Origin of the sequence: Streptomyces gardneri, from assembly GCF_006539185.1 — a bacterium.
Classification (GTDB): Bacteria; Actinomycetota; Actinomycetes; order Streptomycetales; family Streptomycetaceae; genus Streptomyces; species Streptomyces gardneri.
The window spans coordinates 113,189-131,757 of the sequence record NZ_BJMN01000006.1; the positions used below are offsets into that span (position 1 = coordinate 113,189).

At 73.3% G+C, this 18,569-nt stretch carries 18 protein-coding genes; 8 read left to right on the forward strand and 10 right to left on the reverse strand.

Annotation, left to right across the window (positions count from 1 at the left end; genetic code table 11):
- The first annotated feature begins 27 nt into the window (after positions 1–27).
- The 4 genes from SGA01_RS04920 (at position 28) to SGA01_RS04935 (ending at position 3,181) form a co-directional block, all read left to right on the forward strand.
- Positions 28–1,185, forward strand: coding sequence for a LacI family DNA-binding transcriptional regulator (locus SGA01_RS04920; protein WP_229918304.1), 1,158 nt, complete (start codon positions 28–30; stop codon positions 1,183–1,185).
- Positions 1,166–1,705 carry a SigE family RNA polymerase sigma factor gene (locus SGA01_RS04925; RefSeq protein WP_174867208.1) on the forward strand — a complete coding sequence of 180 codons (540 nt, stop codon included), beginning with the start codon at positions 1,166–1,168 and terminating at the stop codon, positions 1,703–1,705. The genes SGA01_RS04920 and SGA01_RS04925 overlap by 20 nt, the downstream gene beginning before the upstream one ends.
- Positions 1,705–2,391 carry a hypothetical protein gene (locus SGA01_RS04930; RefSeq protein ID WP_141293657.1) on the forward strand — a complete coding sequence of 229 codons (687 nt, stop codon included), beginning with the start codon at positions 1,705–1,707 and terminating at the stop codon, positions 2,389–2,391. The genes SGA01_RS04925 and SGA01_RS04930 overlap by 1 nt, the downstream gene beginning before the upstream one ends.
- Positions 2,392–2,548: 157 nt before the next feature.
- Positions 2,549–3,181, forward strand: a complete 633-nt coding sequence (locus tag SGA01_RS04935; protein ID WP_141293659.1) for a hypothetical protein — start codon at positions 2,549–2,551, stop codon at positions 3,179–3,181.
- Between the two features lie 16 nt (positions 3,182–3,197).
- Here SGA01_RS04935 and SGA01_RS04940 read toward each other — a convergent pair whose 3' ends face one another.
- Positions 3,198–3,680 (reverse strand): hypothetical protein, encoded by a 483-nt coding sequence (locus SGA01_RS04940; RefSeq protein WP_141293661.1) that lies wholly within the window; start codon positions 3,678–3,680, stop codon positions 3,198–3,200.
- A gap of 115 nt (positions 3,681–3,795) precedes the next feature.
- Here SGA01_RS04940 and SGA01_RS04945 point away from each other — a divergent pair, with 115 nt between their 5' ends.
- From SGA01_RS04945 to SGA01_RS04960, 4 genes are all read left to right on the forward strand, one after another.
- Entirely contained in the window at positions 3,796–4,140 is a 345-nt protein-coding gene (locus SGA01_RS04945; RefSeq protein WP_141293663.1) for a PadR family transcriptional regulator, read from the forward strand.
- Positions 4,137–4,847 (forward strand): permease prefix domain 1-containing protein, encoded by a 711-nt coding sequence (locus tag SGA01_RS04950; protein WP_141293665.1) that lies wholly within the window; start codon positions 4,137–4,139, stop codon positions 4,845–4,847. Before SGA01_RS04945 ends, SGA01_RS04950 begins: the two co-directional genes overlap by 4 nt.
- A gap of 112 nt (positions 4,848–4,959) precedes the next feature.
- Complete coding sequence (locus SGA01_RS04955; RefSeq protein WP_141293666.1) at positions 4,960–6,633, forward strand: rhamnogalacturonan lyase B N-terminal domain-containing protein; 1,674 nt, start codon at positions 4,960–4,962, stop codon at positions 6,631–6,633.
- Positions 6,634–6,724: 91 nt separating this feature from the next.
- Positions 6,725–8,224, forward strand: a complete 1,500-nt coding sequence (locus SGA01_RS04960; RefSeq protein ID WP_141293668.1) for a carboxylesterase/lipase family protein — start codon at positions 6,725–6,727, stop codon at positions 8,222–8,224.
- Between the two features lie 50 nt (positions 8,225–8,274).
- Here SGA01_RS04960 and SGA01_RS04965 read toward each other — a convergent pair whose 3' ends face one another.
- From SGA01_RS04965 to SGA01_RS05005, 9 genes are all read right to left on the reverse strand, one after another.
- A complete protein-coding gene (locus tag SGA01_RS04965) occupies positions 8,275–9,411 on the reverse strand; it encodes a pectinesterase family protein (protein ID WP_141293670.1) in 1,137 nt (378 codons plus the stop codon).
- 97 nt (positions 9,412–9,508) lie between these two features.
- On the reverse strand, positions 9,509–10,804 hold the full coding sequence (locus tag SGA01_RS04970; RefSeq protein WP_141293672.1) for a pectate lyase family protein: 1,296 nt from the start codon (positions 10,802–10,804) through the stop codon (positions 9,509–9,511).
- A 2-nt stretch (positions 10,805–10,806) separates the two neighbouring features.
- The gene (locus SGA01_RS04975; protein WP_308699037.1) at positions 10,807–11,637 is read right to left on the reverse strand and encodes a rhamnogalacturonan acetylesterase; all 831 of its coding nucleotides are present in this window, start codon (positions 11,635–11,637) and stop codon (positions 10,807–10,809) included.
- Positions 11,634–12,974 carry an ABC transporter substrate-binding protein gene (locus tag SGA01_RS04980; RefSeq protein ID WP_141293676.1) on the reverse strand — a complete coding sequence of 447 codons (1,341 nt, stop codon included), beginning with the start codon at positions 12,972–12,974 and terminating at the stop codon, positions 11,634–11,636. Before SGA01_RS04980 ends, SGA01_RS04975 begins: the two co-directional genes overlap by 4 nt.
- A gap of 118 nt (positions 12,975–13,092) precedes the next feature.
- Complete coding sequence (locus tag SGA01_RS04985; protein WP_229918305.1) at positions 13,093–14,640, reverse strand: glycoside hydrolase family 43 protein; 1,548 nt, start codon at positions 14,638–14,640, stop codon at positions 13,093–13,095.
- A complete protein-coding gene (locus SGA01_RS04990) occupies positions 14,637–15,488 on the reverse strand; it encodes a DUF6807 domain-containing protein (protein WP_141293678.1) in 852 nt (283 codons plus the stop codon). The genes SGA01_RS04985 and SGA01_RS04990 overlap by 4 nt, the downstream gene beginning before the upstream one ends.
- The gene (locus SGA01_RS04995; RefSeq protein ID WP_229918306.1) at positions 15,485–16,684 is read right to left on the reverse strand and encodes a Gfo/Idh/MocA family protein; all 1,200 of its coding nucleotides are present in this window, start codon (positions 16,682–16,684) and stop codon (positions 15,485–15,487) included. The genes SGA01_RS04990 and SGA01_RS04995 overlap by 4 nt, the downstream gene beginning before the upstream one ends.
- Complete coding sequence (locus SGA01_RS05000) at positions 16,681–17,580, reverse strand: carbohydrate ABC transporter permease (protein WP_141293797.1); 900 nt, start codon at positions 17,578–17,580, stop codon at positions 16,681–16,683. The genes SGA01_RS04995 and SGA01_RS05000 overlap by 4 nt, the downstream gene beginning before the upstream one ends.
- Before the next feature lie 14 nt (positions 17,581–17,594).
- Entirely contained in the window at positions 17,595–18,548 is a 954-nt protein-coding gene (locus SGA01_RS05005; protein ID WP_141293680.1) for a carbohydrate ABC transporter permease, read from the reverse strand.
- Between the last annotated feature and the right edge of the window lie 21 nt (positions 18,549–18,569).

An 18,569-nucleotide genomic window follows, 5' to 3' on the forward strand; every position in this document is an offset into this window, starting at 1 on the left:
CACCGGGAACTGCCGAGGAGCGCGCACGTGGTCACCCTCGCCGATGTCGCCCGCCACGCCGGGGTGTCGGCCAGCACCGTCAGCTACGTGCTCAGCGGCAAGCGCTCCATATCCGCCCCCACGCGCGAGCGGATCCAGCACAGCATCGACGCCCTCGGCTACCGGCCGCACGCCGGCGCCCGCGCGCTCGCCAGCAGCCGGACCGACATCCTCGCCCTGATGATGCCGCTCCGCACCGGGCTCTACGTGCCGGTGATGATGGAGATCGCGATGGCCGTCACCACCACCGCCCGCTCCCACGGCTACGACGTGCTGCTGCTCACCGGCGAGGAGGGCCCCGAGGCCGTCCGCCGGGTGGAGGGCAGCGCCATCGCCGACGCCATGATCGTCATGGACGTCGAGCTCGACGACCCCCGGCTGCCCTGCCTCCGGGAGGCCGAGCGTCCCGCCGTCCTCATCGGGCTCCCCGCCGCGTCCGCCGACACCGTCGACTCCGCCGACTCGACCGTTCTCGACTGCGTCGACCTCGACTTCGAGGCCGCCGGCGCGCGCTGCGTCGAGCACCTCGCGGGCCTCGGCCACACCGGCATCGCCGTCCTCGGCGAGCCGCCCGCCGTCTACGCGCGGGGCACCGGCTTCGCCGCCCGCACGCTCACCGGGCTGCGGGCCGCCGCCGAGGCGCACGGCGTCGGGCTGCTCCACCGGCCGGTCGAGGGCACCTACGCGGCCGTCGCCGCCGCCGTGACCCGTATCTTCGAGGAACGCCCCGGCACCACGGCCCTCGTCGTCCAGAACGAGGCCATCGTCGAACCGCTGCTCGCGCTCCTGCGCCACCAGGGCCGCGCGGTCCCCGAGGACGTCTCCGTCGCCGCCATCTGCCCCGACCAGGTCGCGGTCCACGCCTCCGTCCCGCTCACCGCGGTCTCCGTACCCGCCCAGGAGATGGGGCGGCTCGCCGTGGAACGGCTCGTCGCCCGCCTCCGGGGAGAGGCCGCGCGCGGTACGGAACTGATCGCGCCCCTACTGACCGAGCGCGCGAGCACGGGGCCGGCGGCGGGCGCCACTCGTGCGGTCGCGGGCACGGGTGCGGGTGCGGGTACGGGTGCGGGCACGGCGTCGGGCGCCGAACCGACCGAATCGCAGGTCGCGTCCACCGAGGGCCGTCGTGGTCACGGTGGACGCTGACACCGACGACAGCGCGACGGAGTTCCGGGCCTTCTTCGCGCGCCACTACGCCGAACTCGCCCGCCTCGCGCACCTGCTGACCGGCGAGACCGACGCCGCCGACGACCTCGCCGCCGACGCCATGCTCGCCCTGTGGCACCGCTGGGACCGGGTCCGCGCCGCCGATCACCCCGCCGCCTACGCCCGGGGCGTCGTCGCCAACCTCGTCCGCACCCGGATCCGGGGCACCGTGCGCGAGCGGCGCCGGATCGCCGCGTTCTGGGACCGGCGCCCGGACCACGTCGAGGACCCCGACGTCCCGGCCGTCCTCGACGTACGGACGGCGCTGCGCTCCCTGCCCTTCCGCAAGCGCGCCTGCGTGGTGCTGCGGCACGCCTTCGACCTCTCCGAGCGCGACACCGCGCTCGCCCTGGGGATCTCGGTCGGTACGGTCAAGAGCCAGACCGCCAAGGGGATGGCCGAGCTCCAGCGCCTGCTGGGCGACCGGGCCGCCACCGAACTCGTCGCGGGGAGGCGTTGATGGACCAGGAGCAGCTGCGCCGCGAGCTGCGCGAGGCCGGGCTCGCCCACCAGCCCGACCACGCCCGCATGCTCGCCCGGGTGGAGCGGGGCCTGGCCGCCCCGCCGCAGGCGTCCCGGCGGCCCCGCGCGGTCGGCCCGAGGTCCGTCGCGTGGACCGGCAGGCGCTGGACGGCCGCCGTGGCCGTGGCGGTGGCCGTCGCCGGGGTGGTCGGCGTCGGCGGATTCGCCGTGACCACGCTGGACCGGGGGCCGGCCGCCCCCGCTTCGCGGCTGCCCGCGCCGGGCCCGGTGGCCGCCGCGGCCGGCACCATCGACCCCGGCAGCAACCGCTGGTGGGCGCAGGGCGATCTCACCGTGACGACGGAGACTCCGGTCTCGGGCCTCGTCGTCGACGTGCGGGTCGCCCGCACGGCCGGTGTCGTGAGCACGGGCCACTGGCGCACGCGCCCCGCCGAGGACTTCACCGTGACGGTCACCGAGGAGCCGGGTGCCCTGCTCTACCGGTGGACCCTCAAGCCGGGCCGCACGGTACCGCCGGGCCGCCATGTCTTCGCGGTCCAGTACAACCACGCCGAGGGGGTACGGGACGCCTCGGCCGACACGTACACCGTCGTCCTGACGAACGACGACGGCGGCCGGGCCACACTCCGCGGCGGCTTCGGAGGCGCGACCTCCGCGAAGTGACGGCCGCGCGGGGGCCGTACCCCCCTCCGGGCGTACCGCCGTCTCGGCCGTGCGGGGGAGCGGGTTCGGTCCGGGGCGTGATTCCCCGGCGGGCCCCGTCCGGGATCGTCGGGAGCGAACGGGCCGCTCGGCGGCCCACCGCCACGGAGGACCGCGCATGCAGCAGCAGCGAATCCGGCGCACCGAAGCACCGTCCGCCGACCGCGCCGACCGCGCCGACCGCGCCGACAACCCCGGTGGCCCCGGCGGCCCCGGCCGGTTCCGGGTCGCCTGGCGGGCGGCCCACGCGCCCGTGTCCGGAGTGTCCCGGCGGACGCGGCTCCTCGCCTACGCCGTGCCGTTCACCGTCCTCCCGTCGAGCCTCTGGCGGCTCCCCGCGGCCTTCGACGCCGGGATCGGGATCGGCGAACGGCTGTACGTCGTCTTCCTCTCCGTCTTCTCCGAGGCGGTCGCGTTCACCGCGATCGGGCTGATCGCCCGCTGGGGCGAAGTGGTCCCCGGCTGGGTCCCGTTCGTGCGGGGCCGCCGGATCCCCCCGGCGGCGGTGCTCGTCCCGGCCGCCCTCGGCGCCACGGCCCTCACGCTCCTGTGGACCGTTCTCAGCGCCTTCACCGAGATCATGGGCACCACGATCCGGGGCGACGCCCTGCCCAAGGACTTCCCGAGCGAGGCCGGCGGCTGGGAGGCCGCCTCCTACTACGTCTGCTACACCCCGCTCGTCCTGTGGGGGCCGCTGCTCGCCGTCCTCACCGTCGCGTACGGGAAGCGCCGCCTGGGGGCCCGTGGGTGACGTGTGCGCCCGGGGGTCACACGCCGGTCGTGGAGCCGGGGCGGACGATCATCAGGACGACGACGACCGCCCAGAGGAGGTTGAACACCCCGGTGAGCATGGCCAGTCGGGACGCCACGGGCCGGGCCTCCGCCTCGGGGGCCGCGCCCTCGGCCAGGGCGAGCAGGCGCCGCTGGCCCGGCAGGACGGCCAGGCCGAGGAGGGCCGCCGCGAGCGTGGTCAGCACCATCGACACGATCAGCCAGGCGTCGGTCAGGACCCCCAGCTGGGCGCCGGTCGCCACGCCGAAGACCGGGACGACGACACCGGCGACGGCGTAACCGGCGCAGACGCGGTGCAGGACCACGGCCGTGCCGGTCCCGCCCGACGGGCCGTCCTCCCGCTCCCCGCCGCCGCAGGCCCGCAGCGCGACGCGCGGGAACATCGAGGCGGCCACGGTGATCGACCCGACCGTGACGATCGCCACCAGGACGTGGACGGACAACAGGAACTCGGTCACGGCGCATGCCTCCGCACAGGAGCAGGATGAAACCGGCCGCCAATAGGTTGGCTGCCAATATGTTGGTCCCCTATGCATACACTGCCTACCGGTCTTATGGGTAGGCTGCCTACCCATGAAGGCGGATGCGGTACGAGGGCACCTGGACGGGCTGCTGCTCGCGGTGCTCGAACAGGGCCCGCTGCACGGGTACGCGATCATCGCCGCGGTCCAGCACCGCAGCGGCGGCGTGCTCGAACTGCGTACGGGCACGATCTATCCGGCGCTCCAGCGGCTGGAGCGGCTCGGACTCCTCAGCAGCAGCTGGGAGTCCTCCGGCGAGCGGCGCCGGCGCTGCTACGCGCTCACCGAGGCGGGCCGCCACACCCTGGCGGGCGAGCGGACGGCGTGGAGCGAGTTCACCGCCGCGATCGGCTCGGTCCTGAACCCGACCACGCCGCCGCCCGGGCTCGCCACATGACCGGCCCCGCCGCCGACCCGCTCGACCCGCGTGATCCGCGTGACCCGTTCGACGCGTACGCCGCCGAACTGGCCGCCGCCCTGCACGGACCGGCCCGCGCGAAGGCCCGACTGGTCGAGGAGATCCGCGGCGGCCTCGCCGACACGGCCGACGCCCATGCCGAGCGGGGCGGCCCCTACCCGGACGCGATCCGCGCGGCGGTCAGGGAGTTCGGGACGGTCGAGGAGCTCGTACCGAGCTGCCAGCGCGAGCTGACCCTCGCCCAGGCCCGGCACACCGCCCGGGCCGTCGCGCTCACCGCCCCCTTCCTGATCGCCTGCTGGTACCTGTCGGTGGCCCCCGCCGCCGACCCGGCAGGGTCCGTCCCCCGCACCGCTCAGCTGCTCGCCGCGCACCTGGCCGGGGTCGCGATCGGCGCCACGCTGCTCTCGGCCGCGACGCTGGCCGTCACCGGCACCCTCGCCCGCCGGCTGCCCACCCCGCCCCGGCTGCCGCTCCTCGTCGCCTGGACCGGCACCACCGCCGGGGTCGCCATGGCCGTCACGACGCTCGCGCTCGCCGTCGCCTCCGCCCTCGCCACGAACTGGCCGCTGCTCGCCTGCGCCGGAGCCCTCGCGGCCGCCTCGCACGCGATCGTCGCGACCTCGGCCCGCGCCTGCCGCCGCTGCGCCCGCCTCCCGGTCTCCCGGACGGCGCGCACCGCCTGACGTTCGGCGTCGTACGGGGGGCAACCCTTCCGCGGCCGGTGGCGACCTAGGGGGTGTCTTGGACAACCGGGAGCCGCCCCGTACCCCCTCGTACCGAAGGAGCCGCACGCCGATGCGCTCGTACGACGACACCACCTCGCAGCACCCCCTCCGCCGCCGCACCCTTCTCGGCGCAGCGGCCGCGGGAGTCGCCCTCGCCGCCGTCGAAGGCACCGCCGCGGCGGCCGGCTTCGGCTGGAGCGACGACGGCACGCAGTACGTCCTCGACACCGGCGCCGGACTCGTGTTCAAGGTCTCGAAGTCGACCGGGGACCTCACGTCCCTCGTCTACAAGGGCACCGAGTACGAGGGGTACGGCGGAAAGCACTCGCACGTCGAGTCCGGCCTCGGCGCCTCCACCGTCACCCTCGCCCAGATCGGCTCGACCGTCCTCGTCACCGTCGTCCACGGCACGCTCCGCCACTACATCGCGGCCCGCTCCGGCCTGAACAACGTCTACCTGTGGACCGACAAGGCCGACACGTCCTTCACCGCGACCCGCTTCATCGCCCGCCTCAAGCCGGGGATCTTCCCGAACGCCGGCCCCGACTCCTGGGTGGAGGGGGCGGACACCGTCATCGAGGCCGGGGACGTCTGGCAGCGCGCCGACGGCCACACCCGCTCCAAGCACTACTCGGGCGTCCGGGTCATGGACTACGACACCGTCGGCTACACCACCGGCTCGGTCGGCCTCTGGATGGTGCGCTCCAACCACGAGAAGGCCTCCGGCGGCCCGTTCTACCGCTCCCTCCTGCGCCACTCGAACGAGCTCGGCGTCGGCCTGTACGAGATCCTCCACTACAACCAGTCCCAGACGGAGGCGATGCGCTTCGGCCTCCAGGGCCCCTACCTGCTCGCCTTCACCGACGGCGGGACACCCTCCTCGGCGCTCTTCGCCGCCAACCACGACACCTCCTGGGTCGACGGCCTCGGCATCCCCGGCTGGGTCGGCGCCGCGGGCCGCGGCAGGGTCGCGGGCGTCGGTCTCGCGGGCATGGCCGCGGACCACCCGTACACCGTCGGCCTCGCCAACGCCGACGCCCAGTACTGGACCCGTGCCACCGCCGGCACCGGCGCCTTCTCCTGCCGGGGAATGCTCCCCGGCACCTACACCCTCACCGTCTACAAAGGCGAACTCGCCGTCCACACCGGCACGGTGACCGTCACCGCCGGCACGGCCACCGCCCTCCACACCATCACCCTCACCAACGACCCGAGCACTGCCCCCGCGATCTGGCGGATCGGCGACTGGGACGGAACCCCCGGCGAGTTCAAGAACGCCGCCCTCATGACGTACGCCCACCCCGCCGACGTTCGGGCCGCCTCCTGGACCGGGAACGTCGTCCTGGGCGCCGGCGACGTCTCCGCCTCCTTCCCCTGCTACGTCTGGAAGGACGTCAACGACGGCGTCCTCGTGTACTTCAGGCTCACCGCCGCCCAGGCCGCCGCCGCGCACACCCTCCGGATCGGCGTCACCACCGCCTTCCTCAACGGACGGCCCCAGGTCACCGTCAACGACTGGGTCTCCGCGATCCCCTCGCCCCCGACCCAGCCGTCGACCCGCTCGCTGACCAACGGCTCGTACCGGGGCAACAACCACACCTTCACGTACGTCGTCCCGGCGAGCGCCTGGAAGACCGACCCGAGCCAGTACAACGTCCTCAGGCTGAACGTCGTCAGCGGCTCCACCGGCACCGGATTCCTGAGCGCGGGCACCGCGTTCGACTGCGTCGACCTGCTGCCCTGACATGCGGGTGCCCGCATTGACATCGACAGCGCGTGAATCGTCGTGATCTTGGTGTTGGTGCGGGCGAGGGGCCGGATGACACGCTGAACCCATGGACACCTTCAAGACGACGCACGGTGCGGTACGGGGCTTCCGGGCCTCCGCCGACGTCGTCGCCGTACTCGGAATCCCTTACGCCGCACCGCCGTTCGGCGCCCGCCGGTTCCGGGAGCCCGCCCCGGCGGCCGCGTGGGCCGGAGTGCGGGACTGTACGGCCTTCGGCCCCGTCGCCCCGCAGTCGGCGGAACTGCCCGGCGCGCCCGTGTGGTCGCCGGGTGACGAGGACATCCTCACCGTCAACGTCTGGACCCTGGCCCCGGACGGCGGCTCCCTGCCCGTCCTGGTCTGGATCCACGGCGGCGCCTACACCTTCGGATCCTCGGCCCAGCCCGACTTCGACGGCGACGCCCTGGCCCGCGCAGGACTGGTCGTGGTCACCCTCAACTACCGTCTCGGTTTCGAGGGGTTCGGGCACGTCCCCGCCGGAGGGACTGCCCACCCCGACAACCGGGGCCTGCTCGACCAGGTCGCGGCCCTGCGGTGGGTGCGGGAGAACATCGCCGCGTTCGGCGGCGACCCCGACAACGTCACGGTCGCCGGCCAGTCCTCCGGGGCCGCCTCGATCGCCTGCCTCATGGTGATGGACCGAGCGTGCGGGCTGTTCCACCGCGCCGTCCTCCACAGCCCCGCCAGCCCCTGCTACACGCCCGACATCGCCGCAGCGACCACCCGCGAGGTCGCCGCCGCCGCGGGCCGCCCCGCCACCCCCGAGGGTCTGGCGGCGGCGACCCCGCAGGACCTCGTCACCGCATCCGACCGGGTCGTCGAGGAGTACCGGCGCGATCCCTCCTCCGGATCCCGCCACTACGACCCCTCGCTCTACGCCCCCGTCCTCGACGGTGACGTCCTGCCCACCGACCCCCTCGCGGGCATCGCGACGGGCGCGAGCCGGGAGGTGGACCTCCTCGTCTGTCACACCACGGAGGAGTACTGGCTACTCGACGCCGTCGGCAGCAGCGCGAAGGTCACCACCGGCGAGCAACTGGACCGCTTCGCCCGGGACTTCGGGATTCCCGACGGACTGCCGGCCGGCTATCGCGCCGCGATGCCCCACGCACCGGTGCTCGACGTCTACCTGGCCGTCTTCGGGGACCTCCTGTTCGGGGAGTACGCCCGTCGGCTCGCCGAGCGGCACGCCCTGGCCGGCGGCAGGACGTTCCTGGCGCGCTTCGACCGCCGGCGCACCGGCCCCGACGGAACCGTCCGGGCCTGGCACTGCGCGGACGTCCCCTTCGCCTTCGGCGCCATCGGCAAGGACTGCGCGGCCTTCCTCATCGGTGGCGCCCCCACCCCCGCCGACCACGACCTCTCGGCCCGGATGGTGCGCGCGTGGGCCGGCTTCGCCGCCGCCGGAGACCCGGGCTGGCCGTCGTTCGACGACTCCACCGGGCAGACCGAGGTGTGGCGGACCGAGGACGGCGACGAGGACGAGGTCCCCGCCCCTCTCCGTACGCTCTGGGCCGGGGCGGACTTTCCCCTTCTGCGTCCGTGAACGCGAAGCACCTGGGTGCCGTCCGGGCCCGGGTGCTTCACGTGTCCCCGTCAGGCGCAGGGCTTGCGGGGGATCCAGTCGCCCAGATACGTCTCCCGGGTCGCCCTCGCGGCCTCGGCGGCGTCGAGCTGGGGCCGGTTCTCCGGGACGGTGACCGTCGCACCCCGGCCGGTGTTGCGGTACTCCGCGAAGCGCTGGGCCTGCCAGGGATAGGCGTCGCGCATGTTCGCGTACGGGGCCACGGCGTCGATGCCGGGGCCGAGGACGCTGTCCCGGACCACGAGCGACGGCCGGGCGGTCGTGTCCGAGCTCGGCACCCAGGGCCGGGCCAGCTTGTAGTAGCCGTCGGGCGCCTCGCTGGTGATCCGGCAGCGCGAGGCCAGGAAGCCGTACGGGTTGGCGCCCGCCGTCGACGGGGCGAACACGAAGCCGTACGGGGCGCCCGCCAGATCGGTGCGGACCAGCGTACGGAAGTGGCAGTGCTCGAAGACCGCCCGGGCGCGGCCGAAGACGAAGTCGACGTCACCCTCGACGTAGCAGTGCGCGAAGTACTGCCGGGCGAAGGCCGGGAGGGACGTCGAGTCCGCGTACAGCGTGTCCTGGTGGCCGAGGAACCGGCAGTGGAAGAACGCCGAGCGGTCACCCTGCGCCTTCAGCGCGACGGCCTGAGTGCCGGGGTTCCCGGGGAGGTCGGTGCGGAGGAAGTCGTTGGCGAACGTCACGCCCAGGGCGGTGAAGCCGTCCGCCTGCACGGTGGTCGTCGCGGAGCCGCTCGTGCCGTAGGTGCCGCCCTCGGGGCGGGGCGTGCCGGCGGCGTTGTCGTACACGACGACGACGTCCCGGGGGTCCCCGCTCGCGCCGATCCAGGTCATGCCGGTACGTGCGGCGCTCACGACGACCGTCTCCCGGTACGTCCCGGGGGCGAGCACCAGCGTCCAGCCGGCGCCGCTCGCGGCGGAGACCGCGGCCTGGACGGTGGTGTGGTCGCCGAGGCCGCCGGGATGCACGTACAGCGTCCGCTCGGTGAGGCGGGCGGCGGGCGAACCGAAGCGCCCGAAGGGCCTGTTGGACGGCGGGGACGCGCTCGCGGTCGTGGCGGGCAGGGCCAGGGCGAAGGCCGCGCCGAGACCGGCGGTGAGCAGGGCGCGGCGGCCGGGAGCGGAGGTTCCGGGGTGGTGCGGGGGCATGCGGGTGCTCCTTCGCTGGGCGGGAGGGGAAGGGGGAGGGGCACAGGAGAGAGGAGGCCGGGTGGCGCGTCGGCCCCGGCCTCCTCTCGTTCGGGGGTCAGCGCAGGCGGCCGGCGCCCGCGCGGTGGTCGACGAGGGCCGGGACGGCCTTCGGGTGGTCGACGCGGGTGCGCAGCACCGGCGTCCAGCCCGCGTCCCCGCGCAGGATCTCCGCGGGGTACTGCTCGTTGTGGACGGCGAGCAGGTCGACCGGGCGGCCGTTGACGTAGTTGCCGGAGGTCGTGACCGGCGCGTCCTTCCACTTCTTCAGGATCTGCCCGGCGGGCACGTCGGCGGCGAGCGTGAACGCGTTCTTCTCTGCGACGAGCTGGGACTCCTGGCCGATGCCGAGGCTGTAGACGTAGGACGGGCCCGCCACCACGAAGTGGTTGTTGTACGCGTCGACCTGACCGAAGCGCACCCGGGGCGCCCGCTCCACGACCTTGTCGAAGAGGTTGTGGTGGAGGGTGACGCGCAGCTTGCCGCGGTCCGTGGCGCCCGCGCTGTCGCTGTTGCCGATCATCAGGGTCTTGTCGTGGTCGGTGAAGACGTTCCACGAGGCCGTGACGAGGTCCGCGCCGCGCACGACGTCCAGCTCGCCGTCGTGCTGCTGGTAGACCTCCCCGTAGTACGAGGGCAGCGAACTGTCCGGGTGGGCCCCGTCGGTGAAGGTGTTGTGGTCGATCCAGACGTGCGTGGAGCCGTACACGACGAGGCTGTCGTACTCGGAGTTCCACGCCCCGGTCGCGCCGTCCGTCGGGTCCCACTGCGGGAAGCAGTCGAGGGGGCTCTCCAGGGTGAGGTTCCGGACGATGACGTTGTCCACGCCCTGCACCTGGAGGCTGCCGCCGGTGATCCCCGCGTGCCTCCCGACACCCACGATCGTGGTGTTCGCCGGCACCTTCACCTTGATGGCCTTGCCCTGGGCGGTGGCCGAGGCGGCGCGCAGGTCCTCCTGGGGGCCGGTGACCTCGTTCTCGTAGCCCCAGACCGCCGGGTCGTAGTCGGCGAGGTAGCGGGCGAAGTCGTAGCCGGGGGCCTCGAAGGCGGCGCAGCCGTCGGCGGTCGCGTTCAGCGTGCCGCGCACCTTCACGATCCGGGGCTCGGTGCCGGGCGCTTCGAGCGCGGCGCGGAACTCCGCCCAGGTGGTGACGGTGAAGACCCGGGAGGGGGCGGCGGCCGACCCTCCGGTGGTGCCGGCGCCCTCGGCCGCCCAGCCGTCGCCGGCGGGCAGGGCCTCCCTGGCAGGGTCGACGGCGGGGCGGTGGCCGGTGTGGGCACCGGCCGTGGGCGCGGTGACCGTCAGGGCGAGGGCGGTCGCGGCCACGACCCCCAGCTTCGTGCGTCGGTTCACGGTCAGCTCTCCTCGGAAACGGGCCAGGTGATCCGGTCGGTGGGGATGGAGTCGTCCAGGCGGCACGTCTCGCGCGGAGTGAGGACGTGCGTGCGGAGCAGCTCGGCGGCGACGAGGCGGGCCACCTCGATCGCGCCGGGCGGGTTGAAGTGGGTGTTGTCCTGCTCGGTCGCGGTCCAGTTGAAGTACGTCTTCGTGGCCTCGGGGCCGAGCTTCTGCCACAGGGCGAGGGACAGCGCTTCGATGTCGAGCAGCGGGACGTCCGCCTCCAGGGCGGTCTCCCGCATCGCCGCCGGATACGCGCCGTGCGTGCGCAGCGCCGTGCCGTCGGCGGCGAACTTCCGCCGCTCGACGGAGGTGGCGAGCACCGGGAGGGCGCCTCGGGCCCTGGCACCCTCGACGAAGACCCGCAGGTTGTCCTGGTAGGTGGTCCACGGCTCGGTGTAGCGGGTGGGGTCGGCGGTCTTGGCGTCGTTGTGGCCGAACTGGACCAGGAGCAGGTCGCCGGGGCGGATCGCCGTCAGGATCGCGTCGAGCCGGCCCTCGTCGAGGAAGCTCTTGGTGCTGCGGCCGTTGACCGCGTGGTTGGCGACGGTCAGCCCCTTGTGCAGGAAGAAGGGGAGGGCCATGCCCCAGCCGGTCTCGGGTGCGGCGTCGGTGTACTTCTGGGCGGCCGTGGAGTCGCCCGCGAGGAAGACGGTGCGCATACGGGGGCGTCCTCCGGGAGGGAGTCCTCGGGCAGGGAGTCCTTGGGAACGGGCGGTGGGCGCCCCGGCCAGGGCGAGCGCGAGGCCCGCCCCGGCCGTGACCACCGCGCGGCGGCCGACGCTCACTTCTTCTGCTGCTTCCACTCGGCCTGGGCCGCGTTCAGCTGCTCGGCGAGACCGTCGAGGAACTCCTTGGCCGTGGCCTTGCCGAGCAGGACCTTCTGGAAGCCGGCCTCGTTGTCGGCCTTGGAGATGGTGTTCCAGTCGGGCAGGTAGTACGGCAGCTGCACGATCGTGGCCTTGCCGCTGAAGAGGACGTCGGCGGCGAGCTTGGTCGGCTCGGCCTCCTGGAGCCACGCGTCCTTCGCGGCCTCCGTGTTGGCGGGGATCGCGCCGGCCGACTTGTTCCACTTGCTGTTGGACTCGTGGGAGGCCGCGAACTCGATGAACTTCCAGGCGGCGGCCTTGTTCTTGCTGGACGAGAAGAGGCCGAGACCGTCGACCGGGTTGGAGACCTGCACCCGGGTGCCGTCGTCCAGGGTCGGGTTCGGGATGCCCCGGAACTTCTCCGTGCCGAGCGCCTTCACATGGTCCTGGTACGAGCCCAGGTTGTGGTTCAGCATGCCGATCTCGCCGCTGTCCCACTGCGCGACCATCTTGGTGAAGTCGTTGTTGACGTCGGCGGCCGGGGTCGTCTTCTTGAACAGTCCGGCGTACTTCTCCAGGGCCGTGACGTTCTTCGGGTCGTTGACGGTGGTCTTGTCGCCGTTCCAGAAGTCCGTGATGCCGCTCTGGCCGTACATCGCGTCCAGGGCCTGGGCGATGGAGCCGGCGCCGCCGCGGATCGTGTAGCCGAAACGGTTCTTGTCCTTCTGCGTGAGCTTCCCGGCCGCCGTGTAGAACGCCGACCAGGTGGTGGGCTCGGCGAGGCCGGCCGCCTTGAACAGGTCGGTGCGGTAGTAGAGGACGCCGTTGCTGGCGGAGGTCGGGACCGTGAACAGCTTGTCCTGGCCGCCGGCGGCCTTGACGCTGTCGACCATGCCGGTGTTCAGCTTGCCCTTGAGCGCGCTGTCCTCGACCCGGGCGTCCAGCGGCTCCAGGGCGTCCTGCGCGGCGATCCCGGCGAGCATGGCCGCGCCGACGCCGCCGACGTCCGGCAGGGCGCCGCCCTGGATGGCGGTGTCGTACTTGGACTGCACCTCCTTGGAGGCCACGCCGACGTACTCGACGTCGATGTCCGGGTTCGCCTTCTCGAAGTCCGCGATGATCTCCTTCCAGACGTCGGTGCGGACGCCGCCGTTGTTGTCCCAGAAGGTGATCTTGCCCTTGCCCGATCCCTCCGTACCCTTGTCGCCGCCCGCGCCGCTGCCGTCGTCACCGCAGGCGGTGGCGGTCAGGGCGAGGACACCGGTCAGGGCGAGGGCGACGGCGGCTCTGCGCCGTCCGCCGGGGAAGATGGTCATCGTCGGCTCTCTTCTCTCGGGGTCTTGCGGGGATGGGGATGGGGATGGAGATGTGGGGGAGCTCAAGGGGTGTCGCGAGCCGTGGGGCGGCTCGGGGGTGACGCGAGCCGTGGGCGGCTCAAGGGGTGACGCGGAAGTCCGAGAACACGGCCGTCCCGGCGTGTCCCGAGCCCTCCGGCGCGCCGGCGAACAGGCCGAGCAGGGCGCCGACCCAGCGCCACGGGGTGGCGGCGAACTCCGGGCCCAGCGGGACCGGTTCCCCGGCGCCGTCGGAGACGTACGAGAAGCGGCAGCGCGCGTCCGCCGTGACCTCGATCCGCAGCAGGACCCGGTCCCCGGCCACCGGCAGGGAGCGGGCAGCGTCCCGCTCGCGGTCGGCGTCGGCCGGGGCGAAGCGGTGCGTCAGCCGGACCGTGCCGTCCGGGGCGCGCTCCAGACCGATCCAGGCGTACGCGTCGCCCAGGACGACGAGCCCCGCGCGGGCACCGGAGGCCTCGCCGTCCAGTCTCAGCGCGACCTCGACCGCGCACGCCCCGGCCGGCAGCCGCTGGGTGAGCACGTGCGGGACGCTCCGCAGGTCGTCGAGCCGTTCCGTACGGACACAGCCGAGGCGCAGGCCGTCGCCCGCGTGCTGGGTCGCCCAGCCCTCGTCCGGGTTGGCGGTCCACTGCCACTGGCGGCCGAACCGCCCGCCGGGGAAGGTGTCGTCGACCGCGGGCCTTGAGGGCGGCTGTTCCGGCAGGTCCGGCTTGCGGTGGACGCGGACGGGCGCGCCGCCGTCGCCGAGCACCGGCCAGCCGTCCGTGCCCCAGCGCATCGGCTGGAGGTGGACGAGCCGGCCGTGCGCGCCCGACTGCTGGAAGTGCAGGAACCAGTCCTCGCCGTGCTGGGTGCGCACCCAGCCGCCCTGGTGGGGGCCGTTGACGTCGGTGTCGCCCTGCGCGAGGACGGTCCGCTCCTCGTACGGGCCGTGGAACGACCGTGACCGGAAGGCGCCCTGCCAGCCCGTGGCCACGCCCCCGGCCGGGGCGAGGATCCAGAACCAGCCCTCGTGCCGGTACAGCTTCGGGCCCTCCAGGGTGAACCAGCCCGGGATCCGGTCGGCGTCGACGAGGATCCGGCCCTCGTCGAGGACCTTCGTGCCGTCGGGGCTCATCCGGTGGCCGGTGAGCCGGTTGTTGAACCCGGCGCGGGACTTCGCCCACCCGTGGACGAGGTACGCCTCGCCGGACTCCTCGTCCCACAGCGGGCAGGCGTCGATCAGTCCGAGCCCCGACTTCACGAGGTGCGGGGCGGTCCACGGCCCGCGCACCGAGGGGGAGTTGACCTGGAAGATCCCGTGGTCGGGATCGCCCCAGAAGATCCAGAACCGTCCGTCGTGGTGTCGGAGCGACGGGGCCCACACCCCGCGGTCGTGCCGGGGCGCGGTGAACGCGGCCGCCGGTTCGAGCCGTTCCAGGGCGTGGCCCACGATCGTCCAGTTGACCAGGTCCCGCGAGTGCAGCAGCGGAAGGCCGGGCGCGCGGCCGAAGCTGGACGCCGTCAGGTAGTAGTCCTCGCCGACCCGGACGACGTCCGGGTCCGACCAGTCGGCCGCGAGGACCGGATTGCGGTACGTGCCGTCGCCCAGGTCGCCGGTGGGGGCCCGGCCGGCCGGGCGGCTCACGAGGCCACCGCCTTGCGGACCAGGGCGGCGGCGCCGGACCGGTCGAGCCGGCCGTCCGCGACGACGGTCACCACCCGCCGTACGAAGGTCTCCCCGGCGGACACCGGCAGCCGGCCGTCGTGGGCGAGGGACGAGCCCACACCCGGGTACTCGGCGGCCCGCACGAACCACGGGTCGCAGCGGGTCGTCTCCGTCGCCCCGGCGAAGACCAGGGTCCAGCCCTCGCCCGCGAGCGCCACCCAGTCGGAGCGGGCGCCGTGCACCGACTCCTCGTCGTCGGCGCCGGGGTCCGCGCCGAAGACCACGGGCGCCGCCGCCTCCTTGGGCGCGCGCCAGAAGAACCCGCCGTACGCGGCCCCCGGCCGGCCGTTCGTCGCGGGGCTGCCGATCGACAGGTCCCGCCCCGACACGTTGACGAGGGAGAAGGTGAGGTCGAGCGCCCAGGCGGTGTCCGTGAGGGCGGTGGCCGCCACGGTCCGGTGCTCGCGCAGCAGCCGCTCACCCGCCGCCCACCAGGTCAGCTCCTCGACGAAGCCGTCCGGGTCGCACAGCTTGAACCCGTCGTGGCGCTGCACGCCGTGGTTGTCGAGCTCGACCGAGCCGCGGCCCCGGACGAAGGTGCGCCCGCCCCAGAAGTTGTGGCCCGCGACGTCGGGGACGGCGACCCCCGCCCCCAGGTGGTGCGGATGGTCCTCGGGCACGGTCTCGGTCACCACGCGCCCGGCGAGGGTCGTCACGGGGTGCAGGTACGGCCGGGGCGAGTGGTCGAGGGCCAGCGGGGGCCGGGTGGTGTAGCGGGCGACGGTTCGCCCCGCGCAGCGCAGAAGGGTCGGCCGCTCGGTGTTCATCGGGCCCCCGCCCGGGTCGACGGCGCCCAGACGGCGCCGAGTTCGGAGAAGAGCCGAAGCTCGTCGGCGCTCGCGTCGACCAGGGCGTCGATCCCGTCGACGACCCGGCGCGGCGCGCTCTCGCCGGGCTCGCCGTGCCAGTGCTCGGCGGGCACCGCCGACGGATCCGGAGCCGTCCGGACCGCCTCGACGACCCGCATGAACGCGCCGGTCTCCGCCGGGGGCACCCACAGCGGCTCGCCGTGCGTCACATGGGCGACGAGGTTCTCCAGGAGGTCGGTCCGCCCGTACTCGGTCTCCACCGGGCCGTGCCCCGCCCGCTGCACGAGGACCCGGTCCTGCCGGTACCAGAAGGTGATGCGGCCCTGGCTGCCGTGGACGACGACGTACGGCTCCGAGGACTTCTCGGCGCAGAGCGTCGCCGCCACCGTCACCTGGGTGCCGGCCGACGTCACGACCCGTACGCAGGAGGTGTCGTCGGACTCGATGGCGTTGGCGTGGAGCAGTTCGGTCTCGATGTGCTCGACGTCCTCGGCCCGGGTGGAGCCGGAGAGCGCGAGCGCGGTGGCGACGGCGTGCGCGAGGGGGTTGGTGAGCGCCCCGTCGACGACGTCGACGCCGCCGAGGCGCCGGTGACCCGCCCAGGGCGCGCGCCGGAAGTAGGCCTCGTCGCGGACCCAGGCTCCGGCGGCCCCGACGCCGAGGAGTTCGCCGATCGCGGCCTCCGCGACCATCCGGCGGATCGCGGGCACCGCGTGCGAGCCGAGCGACTGGAAGCCGATCTGACAGGCCACCCCGGCCTCGGCGACCCCGTCGGCCATCCTGCGGAACTCCGCGAGCGACGGGGCGGGCGGCTTCTCCAGGAGGATGTGCGCCCCGTGCCGGGCGGCGGCGAGCGTCATGTCGGTGTGGGTCTGGATGGGCGTGCTGAGCACGGCTATCCGGGCGCCGGTCGAGGCGAGGAGCGCCTCGAAGTCGGCGGACTGCTCCGGGTTCCCGATGCCGTCCAGTTCGGCCGCGTCCAGCGGGCGCAGCTCGCAGACCCCGGCGAGGCGGACGAGGCCGCGCTCCTCGAGGCGGCGGATGTTGAGGAGGTGGCTGCGGCCGTGGCCGCGGGCGCCGGCGAGGACGACGGGCAGCGGGGTGCGTGCGGTGTTCATGTCTTCCTTGTCGAGGGTCGTCCGGGTGCTGGTCATCCCTTCACCGCCCCGGCGCTGAAGCCGGTGACCAGCCACTTCTGGATGAAGGCGAAGACGATGACGACGGGGACGGCGGCGATGACCCCGCCCGCCGCGAGCGCGCCGAGGTCGACGCTGTCGGCGCCCATCAGGGTGTTGAGGCCGACCGGGATCGTCTGCTTGTCCTGGCTGCTCAGGAACATCAGGGCGAAGAGGAAGTGGTTCCAGGCGTGGACGAAGGCGAAGGAGCCGACGGCGACGAGCCCGGGCCGCAGGAGCGGCAGGACGACGATCCGGAAGGCGGAGAAGCGGTTGCAGCCGTCGACCCAGGCGGCCTCCTCCAGGGAGTACGGCACGTTCCTGATGAAGCCGCTGATGAGGATCATCGACAGCGGGAGCTGGAAGACGGTCTCGGCGATGATGACGGAGCCGAGGGAGTTGATCATCCGCAGCTCGGCGAAGATCTGGAAGAGCGGGACGAGCAGCAGGGCGCCCGGCACGAACTGAGAGCAGAGCAGGGCCAGCATGAAGCCCTTCTTGATCCGGAAGTCGAAGCGGGCGAGCGCGTAACCGCCGGCCAGGGCCACGACCGTCGTCATGACGAGCACCGCGACGCCGATGAGCAGGCTGTTCTGGAAGAAGACGCCGAAGCTGCGCTCCGTCCACACCTTCTCGAAGTGCTCGCCGGTCATCGGCCAGGGCAGGAGCGAGGTGGAACCGGCCGGCCGCACCGCGAACAGCAGGATCCAGTAGAAGGGGACCAGGGTGAAGACGAGGTAGATCCCGAGGGGCAGGTAGATCTGCCAGCGGGGGACCTCGTCCCAGGCCGGGCGGCGCTTGCGGCCGGCGGCCGGCGGGGTCCGGTCGGGGGGCGGTGGTGCCTGCGCGGCCCCGGGGGCGGGGGCGGCCGTCAGGGTGGACTCGGCTGTCACTTGCCGTCGCCTCCGAACTTGCTCAGGCGCAGATAGACCATCGAGCAGAAGAGAAGGATCACGAACGCCACCGTGGTGAGGGCGGAGGCGTATCCGAAGTTGTGGGCGTCGACGCTGGTGTGGGCGATGTACAGCGGGAGAGTGGTCGTCTCGCCCGCGGGACCGCCGCCGGTCAGCGTGTAGAGCAGGTCGACGTTGTTGAACTCCCACACCGCGCGCAGCAGCGTGGACAGCACGATCGCGTCCCGGATGTGGGGCAGTGTGATGTGCAGGAACTGGCGGACCCGGCCCGCCCCGTCGACCTCGGCCGCCTCGTACAGGTCCTTCGGTACGGACTGGAGGTCGGCCAGGATGAGGATGGCGAAGAAGGGCACCCCGCGCCAGAGGTCGGCGACGATCGCCGCGGGGAAGACGGTCGCGGTGTCGGAGAGCAGGGACGTGCCGTACTCGCCCAGGCCCAGGTCCGCCAGGTAACGCGTGATGCCGGTCTGGGAGTTGTAGAGGAGCACCCAGATCGCCGAGGTGAGCACGCCCGAGACGGCCCACGGCGAGAAGACGAGGGCCCGGCCCAGGGCGCGGCCCACGAAGGTCTGGTTCACGATCAGGGCGAGGGCGAGACCGAAGAGCAGCTGGAGGGTCACCTCGACCACGACCCACTTCAGGCTGAAGGACAGCGTCCCCCAGAAGTGCGGGTCGTCGGTGAAGATCCGGGTGAAGTTGTCGAGACCGGCGAAGCCGTTCCGCCAGGGCTTGGTGGGGTTGTAGTGCTGGAGGCTGTAGTAGAAGACGCTGAGCACCGGGTAGGCGATGAAGCCCAGCATCAGCAGTCCGGCGGGGGCGATCAGGAGATACGGCAGTCGGCGGGGGGCCGCTCCCGTGCGGCGGCGCCTCCGTGCCGGATCGGCCTGGGGCTTTCCGGCTTGGGGCGGTGAGGTCACAGCTGAGGCCATGACGGCGGCTCCGTTCTCGGT

Bases quoted from the DNA above. Each gene is read 5' to 3' on its own strand.
- SGA01_RS04980 (WP_141293676.1), bottom strand. From the start codon at position 12,974: ATGACCATCTTCCCCGGCGGACGGCGCAGAGCCGCCGTCGCCCTCGCC.
- SGA01_RS05005 (WP_141293680.1), bottom strand. From the start codon at position 18,548: ATGGCCTCAGCTGTGACCTCACCGCCCCAAGCCGGAAAGCCCCAGGCC.
- SGA01_RS04955 (WP_141293666.1), top strand. From the start codon at position 4,960: ATGCGCTCGTACGACGACACCACCTCGCAGCACCCCCTCCGCCGCCGC.
- SGA01_RS04965 (WP_141293670.1), bottom strand. From the start codon at position 9,411: ATGCCCCCGCACCACCCCGGAACCTCCGCTCCCGGCCGCCGCGCCCTG.
- SGA01_RS04930 (WP_141293657.1), top strand. From the start codon at position 1,705: ATGGACCAGGAGCAGCTGCGCCGCGAGCTGCGCGAGGCCGGGCTCGCC.
- SGA01_RS04950 (WP_141293665.1), top strand. From the start codon at position 4,137: ATGACCGGCCCCGCCGCCGACCCGCTCGACCCGCGTGATCCGCGTGAC.
- SGA01_RS04935 (WP_141293659.1), top strand. From the start codon at position 2,549: ATGCAGCAGCAGCGAATCCGGCGCACCGAAGCACCGTCCGCCGACCGC.
- SGA01_RS04995 (WP_229918306.1), bottom strand. From the start codon at position 16,684: ATGACCAGCACCCGGACGACCCTCGACAAGGAAGACATGAACACCGCA.
- SGA01_RS04990 (WP_141293678.1), bottom strand. From the start codon at position 15,488: ATGAACACCGAGCGGCCGACCCTTCTGCGCTGCGCGGGGCGAACCGTC.
- SGA01_RS04960 (WP_141293668.1), top strand. From the start codon at position 6,725: ATGGACACCTTCAAGACGACGCACGGTGCGGTACGGGGCTTCCGGGCC.
- SGA01_RS04945 (WP_141293663.1), top strand. From the start codon at position 3,796: ATGAAGGCGGATGCGGTACGAGGGCACCTGGACGGGCTGCTGCTCGCG.